The sequence below is a fragment of the uncultured Muriicola sp. genome (assembly GCF_947258935.1).
Lineage (GTDB): Bacteria > Bacteroidota > Bacteroidia > Flavobacteriales > Flavobacteriaceae > Muriicola.
In genome coordinates this window covers 1-12,361 of record NZ_CAMYKH010000063.1, presented here as the reverse complement: position 1 = coordinate 12,361, position 12,361 = coordinate 1, and the positions used below count along the sequence as shown (strand labels likewise).

Genomic DNA, 12,361 nt, shown 5'->3' with positions numbered 1-12,361 from the left:
GCAAATTCGCTGTCTACCAATATATCAATGAACTTTGTCAATCTCTTTCTCACCCAACGATCTCACGCTAAGCGGGTGCAAATATAAAACCAATTTTTTGGTTGAACAACTCCATACAGGAAATAATTAATATTAATTATTTTATCGAGCTAACCCCCTGAAAATGAGGATTCATTCAATCAAAAAAAATAAACTTTTTGAACAAATTCTACGAAAAGAAATTCCACACCAGGCCAAAACGAATCACAAAGTCGCGATACGGATAGTTTGGTGCAGCATAATAGGTATTCCCCGTAAACGAAGAATTAAAATGCTCCGCTTTCAGATAGATGCGTGTCTGACGCACCTTCGCATTAATAAAAAAGTCGAGTAAAGGAAAAGCGCCCAACTCTTCCCTATTCTGCACGTAAAATTCTCCTAAGAGGGGGTTGTACCCATCCATGGTATAGGCAGTGAAATATTTAAAGGTTACCCCTGTCTGAAGGAACATGGCATTCTTAAAGACATTGCTGGAATAATACAACGTGTTCCTTGTAACCAATTGAGGCACATTCAATACCTGGTTGCTTTGAGTTACATTCTGATACATCACTGTATTATTCAAGGCCCATTTCCCTACCTTAAATTCCTTGGCGAACTTTACCTTAAGATGGCTTACCGAAGAGCTCTCCTGTTTTGGGGTTACATACGCGTTCTCAGTGCCATTATCTATTTGCTCACTAGTAGCGTTAGATGAAAAATAGGTGTAGTTGTCCGTAGTAGCATACTGCACCATCAGATCTCCCCATACTTGTGAACTCAAATTGAACTTAAGGCTTTGCACATTCTGATTCTCAAATGCATCCGAGTTATTCCAATTGTAATTCTCGTATTCCGATTGGTAGAGCAGAAAATTAAAATTAGGCAAACGGGAAGAAGAATGAGCACTTACCTCAATATTGTGTTTGTCATTGATACTGTATTCGGCAGCGGCGTCAAAAATATAATTAGTAAGGTCGCCAGTAATGCCATAGGTAAGAGAGGCATCAAGCGCAAAAGCACCTATTTGATTTTGATAGAGCCCACCAACTGCCAATTCATCACCACGCAATTGATTTGGGATGGTTTGTGTATCGGTTATTAAAATGCTGTTGAAATAATAATCGTAATTATACCAATTCACAAATCCTTTCAGAGTTCCTAACAATCTATTGGAATAATCCAGGCTTAGCCTGTTAAAAAAGGTTTTTAAAGTTGCCTTATCATCAATAGGAGTTACTATGGTTGATCCAAAAAAATCGTTCTGACTATCTTGTTGAAACTGGAAATATTTGGTTTCGTAGCTAAATTCATGTCCAAGGCCTACAGAGGATCTCCTGAGGGAATCACTTTTTTGAAATATCGCGAACCGATGATCCAGAAAATAGCGTTTCCCTAAGATCTTGTTTCTGGCATCCGTAAAGAAAACGTCTAAACGCGATCTATCCTGAAATTCGGGATCTTCAGATTCGAATTGCAGCTCTTTTTCAAGGATACCTCCATTTTCTTCACTCTCAATATCCTGAGCTGCAATATGAGCCCGTAGGGTATACCTTTCATTCGCTGTCTGATAATTTGCGGTGGTCCTGAAATTTCCGGATTGCATCTGACTGAACTGGTACTTCCCCAGGGAGCGAAATCCTTTAAAAGCTATGGAAAAATTTAACCTCCTGGAGGTATTAAAAGTAAGCATCGCATCTAAAAGTTGTCCTTGTTCAAAGGTGGTCTTAAAGAACAGATCCGTCATGGGAGTTGGAACATTATAATATGAAATGTCTTGCACCTCCATATAGTTTATGTTTCGAGCCCTGGCTCCTAATGAGGGATATAATTCAGGCTGTTCCATATCTACCCCCAAGGCGTTATTGGGTTGCCCTACATTAGCGAAAGGCATGAGTTCAAAGTTGTCTCGCCGGAGGTAGTTATATTTATATTCTTTTTGGATAGTTAAGGTGGTATCCAGATAGGTGGTGTCTCTGGCATAAGAAATGATCTTGTAATCCTTAATACTGAGCTCTTGCTCTTTATTGGAAGTCGCCCCCTTAGGTATTGTCAATTTATTCTTGCTAAAAAGAATGGTGTCCTTCTCTTTGGCTACCGGCAACATCTTATCCTGAGCAAAAGCCGTTTGCAAAGAAAGAATCAAAAGTAAACTTATAAAGTATTTCATAAAATAGATAACTCGGGCAAAGTTACTTTTTTTTGTCACTAAAGAAATGTGAAAGTTTTACGAGAAAAGCTTATGAATCGTTATCTTGAGCAACTTTTAAATTTATACTGCCACAAAAAGGGGCCACAGAACTAATAAAATTGAATATTCCTGTTTTTTTCAGGATATTACACAAAAAAAATTACATGATAAGAAGACTACTCATGGCATGCCTTCTTCTAGGCAGTGTATCTTATGGGCAATTTAATGAAAGTGCTCCCTGGATGCAGAAGTTGAAAAAAACCAATGCTGTAACCTCTAAAAGCACCGATCAACGATACAGCTTAAATGAAATTTCCGAAGCCTTCCATCAGTATTGGAAAGGAAAAGACTCTTTGGCGAAAGGTAGCGGTTATAAACCCTATATGAGATGGGAGAACTACTGGAAGCACTTTGTGGATGAAAATGGCTATATCCCAACTTCCAAAGATCTCATGGAAACCTGGGAGGAGGTGCAAAATCTCAACGCCGATGTTAATCCAACCAGTAACTGGAATGCTTTAGGACCATTTACAAGCGGAACCCTTGCCGAAGGACAACCCGGGGCAGGTAGGATCAACGCTGTAGCGATAGATCCTAATAACGAAAATATATGGTATGCAGGTGCTCCTTCCGGGGGGATCTGGAAATCCGTTAATGCCGGGAGTACCTGGGTAAACCTTTTTGACGATTTTGCCCAGATAGGGGTTTCCGGGATTGCCATAGATGCAAATGATTCAAATACAATTTATATAGCCACAGGAGACGATGATGGCAGAGATTCATACAGTATTGGCGTCTTTAAATCTATTGATGGAGGTTTGAGCTGGAATGCCACTGGCCTGAATGCCCAAATCAGCGACTTTAGCTGGAGTATGAACGAAATATTTATAGACCCATCCAATTCAAATATTGTATGGGTAGCAACCAACAAAGGGCTTTACAAGTCTCTAGACGCCGGGGCCAATTGGGCTGTTACCTTTGATGGTGAAGTTGGTGACTTCCGATTAAAACCGGGGGATCCCGAAACAATCTATTTGGTGACGTCCAACAGCTTTCACCGTTCTGAAAATGGGGGCGCTACTTTTGAAGAAATCACGGATCCTTTTCCCGTGGTTGCAGGACGAATGGTAATTGGAGTTTCAGCAGCAGATCCTACGGTGGTCTATGTATTGGTAGCTGACACTCTGGGAAACGATTCGGCTTTTTTAGGCCTGTTCCGATCAGATGACAGCGGACTAAGCTTTACCCAAACGCTCAATAGCGTCGATATTTTTGAACGCAATCAGGCCTGGTATGACCTCTGTATTGCAGTTTCTCCAACCAATGCCGATGAGGTCTATACCGGAGCCATCAATATTTGGAAGAGCGCAGATGCAGGGGATACTTTTACCCGTCTCAATAATAACGATTCGGATGTAAGTGCAGCCTATACACATGTGGACATTCATACCCTGAAGTTCTTTAATAATAAACTTTACGCCGGTACCGATGGTGGAGTTTACGAAACAGCCGATGGGGGATTAACCTTTACAGATTATAATAACGGTTTGGCAATTACACAGTTTTACAGACTTTCCATTGCTAAAAACAATGCGGGCATTGTAAGCGCAGGAAGCCAGGACAATTCTGGTTTCATTTACAACAATAACGAGTGGAATATCTATACGGGGGGTGACGGTATGGATTATGAAATAAATCCTGCAAACAGTAATGAGGTTTATGGTTTTAGTCAGTTTGGTAGTATTTTGTATATCAGTACAGATTCCGGACAGAATTTAGGCTTTGTTGGTGCTCCCTTCCCTGGAGAATGGGTAACTCCTCTGGCCATTAGCGCCGAGGGCGAGGTATATGCCGGATTTGACGCTGTATACAAGCTGGTGGGGAGTTCCTGGGAACAGCTCTCTCCAACCATTGGATCGGACGCTATAGACGATCTGGAAATAGACCCTAGCAACCCGCAAGTAATTTATGCAGCTGAAGGCAATGAACTGTATCGCAGTGAGGATGGAGGAGCTACCTTTTTTCGTCTGTATTCCTTTTTGGCAGCTATTTCCGATATTGCTATTAATAGTCTGGATCCAAATATTTTATACGTTACCACTTCCAGGAATGTTGGCATTACTTCGCAGCAAAATCAGCCACCCGGGAGGGGTGTTTACAGGTTAACATTAAATGGCAATACGGCTACGGAAGAGAACATTACATTGAATATACCATCGAGCCTGGCATTTTTCTCTGTGGTACATCAGGACCAGGATTTGTCTAACCCAATCTTTGTTGGCACCAGCGTTGGAGTTTTCCGTCTGGACGATACCCTCACGGAATGGGAAGAATACAGTACCAGCTTACCCAATGTAGCTGTTAGCGATTTAGAGATCAGTTTAGATGATGAGCTTCTGGTGGCCAGTACGTATGGCCGGGGGGTCTGGTCCTCGGCGATCCCTGTTCAGACGCCGGATAATGATATAAGCTTACTATCATTAACTCCCGGCAAAGATGAAATTCTTTGCGGTGAAATCATCCCGGAAATTGAAGTGAAAAATAACGGAATAAATCCCATTACCTCTGTAGATGTGAGTTATACTGTTGATGGAGGAAGTCCACAAACCTTTACGGCCCCTGTCAGCCTTGCAAGTGAAGAAAGCACCATCATAGAAATTCCTTCGTTGAATCTCACCACCATCGGGGAATACTCACTTAATGTTAGTGTTTCAATTGACAATGATGCTTTTTCAAACAATAATGAAATTACTAATATTTTTTATGTGAATGACTTTGGTTTAGGTGATGCCATTAACACCTTTGAAACTACTGATGAGACCTTGCTAAGCTATAATGAAGATGGAGGAGCCCCTTTATGGGAAAAGGGTGTCCCCGCAGGTATCTTGCTTAATGAGACTGGATCCGGAACACAGCTATATGGCACTAATTTAGACGGAAACCATCCCGATGAAACACGCGCTTATTTGGTTAGTAATTGTTATGAAATGGCGAATATTCTATCCCCTGTATTGAAATTTCAAATGGCCTATGATCTTGAGATCAATTTTGATGTGGTGTATGTAGAATATACGTTGGATGACGGATTATCATGGCAGGTTTTAGGAACAGTAAACAGCCAGCCAAACTGGTACAACAGCGACCGGACCAATGCGAGATCTGGGACAGATGATGATTGCCAGAACTGTCCGGGAGCCCAATGGACCGGTACCAATGCTACTCTAACAGAATACGCTTACGATTTTATTGCGAACGCTGCCCTTGGTGAAACAGATCTTACGAATGAACCAAACGTTATTTTCAGAATTGTTTTTCACTCAGACCCTTTAGTAACTCAGGAAGGAGCAATTATTGATGATCTTGTGGTAGAAGGTTTCCAGGATGATGAAGATGATGACAACGACGGTATTCTGGATGTAGACGATAATTGCCCTTTGGTAGGAAATGCCAATCAATTAGATACCGATGGAGACGGTGTGGGCGATGCCTGTGATACAGATGACGATAATGATGGGATAGCCGATGTAGATGATAATTGCCCTACCACTGCCAATGCAGACCAGGCAGATGCTGATAATGACGGTATTGGGGATGTATGTGATGATGATGTAGATAATGATGGAGTACCTAACGGCAATGACCTTTGTGACAATACCCCAGCAGATGCTGTAGTTGATGTGGATGGTTGCGAAGTCTTCTCCTTACCTGCTAGTAATTTCAGGGTATTAACAGTAGGAGAATCGTGTATTTCCAGTAATAACGGCAGCATTAGTATTGAAGCAATTGAGATATTGAACTACACTGCCGTACTAACCGGGAATAGTCTTGATGAAAGCGTAGGTTTTACGGATACTATTTCCTTTGGGGATCTCATGTCTGGCAGCTACGAGGTATGTGTCACTGTTGAAGGCCAAACAGGATATGAAGTCTGTTTCTCCATAGACATACAGCAACCCGAAGATCTATCGGTCTCATCTAAGGTAGATACTTTTGATAATAAGGTTACCTTAAATCTTTCAGGTGCGAAATCTTACCTCATCAATTTAAATAATGTTATTTACAGAACTACTGATAGTGAGATCACTTTGCCTTTATCGCAAGTAGAGAACACTCTTACAGTAAGTACGGACAAGGATTGTCAGGGAGTTTATTCGGAATCTATCTTCCTAAGCTCTGAATTATTGATCTATCCTAATCCCATTGACTCGGGAGATCTGAATATTTATTTAGGAAATTCATCATCAGACCAGGTAGAAATTTCTCTCTATGACCTTAACGGACGCACCTTGTTCAAAAAACAATACACGCCGGTAAATAACGAATTCCAATTTAATGTAGATGCACTTTCCAAAGGGATCTATCTTTTGAATATAAATACACAATCTAGTTTAATGACCTACAAAATCATACGAAAATGAGAAATATACTAGGCTTTTTAAGTGCAACTGCGTTGCTTTTAGTTTCTTGTGGAGGAGGAGACGATCCGGCGCCAGAGCCGCCACCACCTGTTGTAGTGGTAAGACCCTCTGCTGCAGTCTTAGTTTTTCCCGACAATAATACAGAGTGTAATGAAGGGACGGTCCTCAATGATAATCAAAGTACAGTAACCTTCCGATGGACAGATGCTGAAAATGCGGATAGTTACGAATTAAATCTTAAGAATCTTGCCAATAACAGTTCAACTTCAACGAATGCAAACAACAATAGTATAGAGCTCACTATACTCAGAGGAACTCCTTACGAATGGTTTGTGGTCTCCAAAGCCACCGGTACGAGTAGTACTGCGACGAGTCCTACCTGGAAATTCTATAACCAGGGCCCGGGTGTTGAGAATTATGCGCCATTTCCGGCCGAGGCAGTAAGTCCTGCACGAGGCGCTACTGTAGCAGCTAGCGGAACCATTACCCTGGAATGGACAGGCAGTGATGTAGACAATGACTTGGTTGAGTATGAAATATTTTTTGGCACTGATGATACAGCCTTATCCTTGATAGGCTCTACAATAGATAATTCTCTGGATACAAGCATTAATGCCAATACTGTTTATTATTGGCGCGTACTATCCATAGACAGCCAGGGGAATACTTCACAATCCGAAATTTTTGAGTTTAGGGTGCAATAATGACATTTTAAAGCCCCAATTCTTGGGGCTTTAATATTATTTCTATCCAAGTGGAGATTCAGACTATGAATACCAGATTCAATGATAGTAGTTGTTTTATCCTGGCTATAGGCATGACCCTTACCAATAAGAGTGTGGTAAACATTGGTGGACCAAAAAATAGTTAAGGAATCATTATTAGGCTATGGTTTAAATTTTTCATTACAGGACCTTTTAACCGTATCCGATTATTGATCTGAGTATTGCCTGGAGGTTAAAACGTTTTACTAAGAATCTTTAGACTTTCCTTTTTTTTACCTACTCCAAGAAAGCCAAAAACAACAAAAACATCACTACAACCAAAAAAAGCAACTCATGCTTCTTTATCAGGATACACTTAATTTTTATTGCCTTTTTTATATGCAAGTTGAAGCAAAAAAAATCCCCTCCATAATAATGAAGGGGATCTTTTATTAGGTATATCAAATACTATTCAAAAGGTACTACTTGATTAGAGCTTTTGTTTGCGACTAGAATCGCACTTAAATCAATTGCGGTACTTGCCGTACCGGCACCTGCATCATAAGTGATGGCATCCAAATCTGCAACAACCGCCGAAATAAAGGCTGGAATTACAGGTGTGGTACCAGGATCACCTTCATTAATATTTGGATTCAGTAAAATCTCATTTTCATCAATGACCAATTTTACTCCCATATCTACAAACCTAAGACCTTCAGCGATAAATACTTCTTGTCTTGTTCTGTATAATAAGGTCAACCCTGCATCATCATCTTGCATTGCAGCAATATCAGAAGCAGTAAGCGAAGTTCCTGAAACAGAAGGAACATCTACATTTCCTGATTGTCTGTCTAATACAAGCCCAGATCTTCCATTAACAACAACGGAAGCATTGTCTGGTCTTGATCCTTCAGAAACTTGTGTTCTCTGCTCAATTGAATCATCTATATTCCTAACTTCTCTGGTAGAAATTAAATCTAACAAGTCAGTTAAATTACCTCTGGCAGCAACTATATCATTGTCTGAAAGATTGGCTTCAGCTAAAATCAAATGCGCTTCTTCCGCTTTAAGATAATGAACAGGAGCATCTTCTGAAGTACTTAAAAAAGAATACTTAGGATCTAAGAAGTCTAATGTTGGCAATGGTTGTAAATCATCGAAAGTAGCTCTTCCATACAAGGCACTCTCAAAAGTACTTACTGGTCCGTTTGCAGCATCGAATAATACAAATCTATCAAAATCAGCATCCAGTGCCAGTGCAGCATTGGCAGCAGCTATAGCAGCGCCTTTGTTACCCAGGTAATAGTTAGCCCTTGCTTTCGCCAGATGATATTCTGGTTTTGCATTTATAGCAATAGCCGCATCAAGAGCAGTAATTGCATTCTGATAATGCTGCTCGGATGTAATTGGCACACCTACTGGCTCCTGTGGTAATGTAGAAAAATACATTCCTGAAATTAAATAGGATAATCCTTCAAAGAAATAAAACTCTGCCTCAGTTTCAGCAGTATAATTTGGATCGCCAGGACCTACCTCAGCTATCCCAAATAAAGCAAGCTCCCTAAGACGCTGTATTTGACGTTGCGTATCTCTCATATCCGGATCAGTGATCTGAATAGTCAATCCATCAAGAAACTGGCTGAAAAAGGTCTGTGTATTCACATAATTATCTGATCCTAATTCAGACAAAACCAACGTTTCATTAAACACAAGTGCTAATTGTCTTTCCAAACCAGAAAGCCAAATTGACGATGAGTTAGGTTGTCCTACAACTGAAGACTCAGAAAGATTTGGATTCTCTACTACTGTAAAGTCCACCACGTCCCCAAAGTCACCGGTACAGCCAAATGTAAATATGGCCACACAATATATTATTACTTTTTTCATTTTACTTTTTTTTATTAAAATTCAAACCTTAATGTGGCTATATACGTTCTTGGCGCAGATTCTGTACCATAAGCAAAACCACCACTAGCAAAACCATTCTGAGCGGCAATACCAGAACCTGTAGTTTCAGGATCAAATTGACCAGCTGTCCAGTTGAATGGATTAGTCACGGTAACACCTACATTAATATTGCTGAAAAGTGGCTTGGCAATGTCGCCAAAATTATAAGATGCTCCCAGATTTCTGACTTTTATGAAATCATTGTCAAAAACGAAGAAATTCACATAATTAAATGGAGATGTTGCCCCAATCAATTCTTCAGGGATACCAGTGTTATCTGTTCCTCTTAAATGCCTCAACAGGAAGCTCAAGTCTGTGATCTTTCCTCCAAACTGATAGTCTGCAGTGGCAAAGAAATTAAAATCACCCCAGGTATAGTTCAAGCCCATAGATCCGAAATTCGGAGCAAATGTATCACCTAAAGCGGTATTCGCTTCAAATGCATAGGTACCATCATCTTGCAGCACTGCTGCTGTACCTCTCAAATAACCCAAACTCTGACCTTCTTCAACAACAGATCCTAATACTGTAAAACCACCTACTACGAAGGCAGGAGCTCCACCAGCATCTGTAACCAGGTTCTCATTTGTATTGTAAGATACGTTGATGCTTAAATTATGTTTCTCTGTTTGAATAGGAGTAGCTCTCAATTCAAACTCGTACCCTTTGTTTTCAACCTCACCAATATTTTGAATTTGGTTCAATTGGCCTGTAGAGGGTGCAGATTGTGGCGTAAATAATGCGTCTTCTGTAACACCTACATATCTTGTTCCACTTAGGAATAACCTATTGCTGAAGAACCCAAGTTCCACACCAAATTCCGTAGTTTTTACACGCTCTGACACCAACTCATCGTTGCCAGGATTAGCAAAGGTGAATGAAGGTCCTCCAAAGAAAGGATTCAAAGCAAACGTCCTATCTTGAGAAAACGGTTGTGCAAAGTTTGTAGCCTCACCATAATTACCTCTCACTCTAATTGTAGAGATGATGTCACTAATTGGTGCATTTCTATAAAAATCGTGATCACTTAGATTATATGTTAAACCAATTTTAGGTAACAATAAAGGCTTAGTATCTGAACCGGAAGCGGTGTTCTTGTCCAATCTACCACCAAATTCCAAGAAAGCAACATTGTAAATACCAATGTTTTCAAGGAAATATAATCCGTAGTTAGCATTTTCCAATACAAAATCAGAAAAAGTCTGCTCAGAGAAATTGTTCAATGAACGTGTACCATCTACACCTCCAGAACCATCTAATCTATTCTGTCTATCTGAGGTCCTAAAGAATTGTCCACCCAGTATAGAAACAAAGGAAAAATTCTCCAGACTTGCTCTGTGCGTAATATTGAAATCTGTTGTCAGGGTAAATGCAGATCTTAAAACCCTGCTTAAATTACCTTGATCCGTTGTGCCCTCGGCAATGGAACCTAATGCTACCAGAAGTGCATTGCTTTGCAGTGATTCCTGTACTGTGTTCCTGTTATCTATACCAATAGTAGCATTCACTTGTAAGTTATCATCAATATCATAGATAAACTTATTGGATGCAGTAATACGGTTTGTTGTACTGGTTATATCAACTAATTTTCCAATATTACTATACCTGTCTAGTTCAGATTGCCAATCTTCATCAGAAATTTCATCTGTAGCTCCTCTTGCAGAACCTTCAAGTCCAGAAAACCTGGAAAAGCTAGTGTTAGCATTGTAATCTAAATTAGAGTCAAAACCTACATAAGAGAAAGAACCTTGATACTTTAATCTCTCTGTTACTTTAGCCGTAAATCCAAAGGTAAAAGTCCTTTTAATTTGTTCGTTTATATCATTAAAGCTGTCATCCTTGTACAAACTCCCACTGAAATTATATGAGAATTTCTCAGACCCACCATTAAGACCCACTCTAAATTGTTGAGACATTCCCGGTCTAAAAAGTGCTTCGGCAGTTCTATCATATTTTAAATAATCGGTAGTTGCCTTAATTACGCCAACGCTACTTTCGAAAAATACAGAACTAGCACCGTCTTTACCTTTCTTAGTAATAATTTGAATAACACCGTTTGCAGCATCTGCACCGTATAATGTTGTTGCAGCACCACCCTTTATGTATTCAATTCTTTCGATAGACTCTACAGGTATATCAGCAAGTGCAGAAACGTTAGCACCACCAGTACCAATACCCAACTGTGGGTTAGAGTTCAAATTATCAACACGTATACCATCAACGATAAGTACAGGTGTTGCAGATGACGAAGCCGATATAGGACCACGTGTTCTAATGATCGCTGCTGTACCAGGTTGACCAGAACTCAAACGAATTTGAGCACTAGGCGTTGTTGATTGCAATAGTTGATCGATCTGTAATGCAGGTAGTTTTTCGATCTCCTCAGAATCTAAAACGTCAACTGTAGTTGATAATTTTCTTCGAGCAATACCGGAACCCTGTCCTGTTACAATCACTTCTTCCAATGCCTCAGCATCGTCTTCCATTTGAATGTTCATAGTGCTTTCAGCACCTACTGTTATTGTTACCGTCTTTTGTCCCAGATAGCTATAGCGTAATTGCTGTCCTGTTTGGGCAGTAATACTATAGTTCCCGTCAAAATCGGTTTGTGTACCAGTCGAAGTTCCTACGATTACGACAGCTACCCCAGGTAAAGGCAGACCATTCTGATCCGTCACAACACCGGTAATCATCTTCTCCTGTGAAAAAGAGAAGCTCATGCAAAGCACCAATAATGGCGTCAGCATCCATGTTAACTTTGATTTCATTTAATTTAATTTTTGAATTAGCCAGCTGCAAAAATGATAATTTTAACCTAATTAACCTAGAAAGAAATGCGTGTCTGGTTAAAGCATGTTAAAAAAATGCTCTTAATTGCGAATCATTTAAGGTTTTTAGAAATTACCTAATTTATTGTCAATATATTTAACAATTCTTAGGCGATTCTTTTGCGTCATATTAAAGAAAATAGAGGGGTTTCCATGTTATGTTAAAGAAATTTCATCGATTCTTGTTGGAAGCCGGCACGGATGAAGCCGGGCGAGGATGTCTAGCCGGACCTGTGACCGCAGCAGCCGTTATTT

Annotated in this window: 5 protein-coding genes and 1 pseudogene; 3 read left to right on the top strand and 3 right to left on the bottom strand. The window is 40.1% G+C overall.

Features of this window, described 5'->3' with window-relative positions; genetic code table 11:
• Window positions 1–208: 208 nt before the first annotated feature.
• On the bottom strand, window positions 209–2,188 hold the full coding sequence (locus Q0X72_RS10635) for a putative porin (protein ID WP_297765056.1): 1,980 nt from the start codon (window positions 2,186–2,188) through the stop codon (window positions 209–211).
• Between the two features lie 185 nt (window positions 2,189–2,373).
• Between Q0X72_RS10635 and Q0X72_RS10630 the strand changes: the two genes are divergently transcribed.
• Together Q0X72_RS10630 and Q0X72_RS10625 are read left to right on the top strand one after the other, a co-directional pair.
• Window positions 2,374–6,627 carry a thrombospondin type 3 repeat-containing protein gene (locus Q0X72_RS10630; protein WP_297765054.1) on the top strand — a complete coding sequence of 1,418 codons (4,254 nt, stop codon included), beginning with the start codon at window positions 2,374–2,376 and terminating at the stop codon, window positions 6,625–6,627.
• A complete protein-coding gene (locus tag Q0X72_RS10625; RefSeq protein WP_297765051.1) occupies window positions 6,624–7,331 on the top strand; it encodes a hypothetical protein in 708 nt (235 codons plus the stop codon). Before Q0X72_RS10630 ends, Q0X72_RS10625 begins: the two co-directional genes overlap by 4 nt.
• 468 nt (window positions 7,332–7,799) lie before the next feature.
• Here the strand turns inward: Q0X72_RS10625 and Q0X72_RS10620 are convergent, their stop codons facing one another.
• Entirely contained in the window at window positions 7,800–9,218 is a 1,419-nt protein-coding gene (locus Q0X72_RS10620) for a hypothetical protein (protein ID WP_297765048.1), read from the bottom strand.
• Between the two features lie 14 nt (window positions 9,219–9,232).
• Window positions 9,233–12,046 (bottom strand): TonB-dependent receptor, encoded by a 2,814-nt coding sequence (locus Q0X72_RS10615; RefSeq protein WP_297765045.1) that lies wholly within the window; start codon window positions 12,044–12,046, stop codon window positions 9,233–9,235.
• Between the two features lie 218 nt (window positions 12,047–12,264).
• On the opposite strand from Q0X72_RS10615, the pseudogene Q0X72_RS10610 reads away from it, so the two are divergent.
• Window positions 12,265–12,361, top strand: a pseudogene (locus tag Q0X72_RS10610) (ribonuclease HII); the annotation flags it as partial.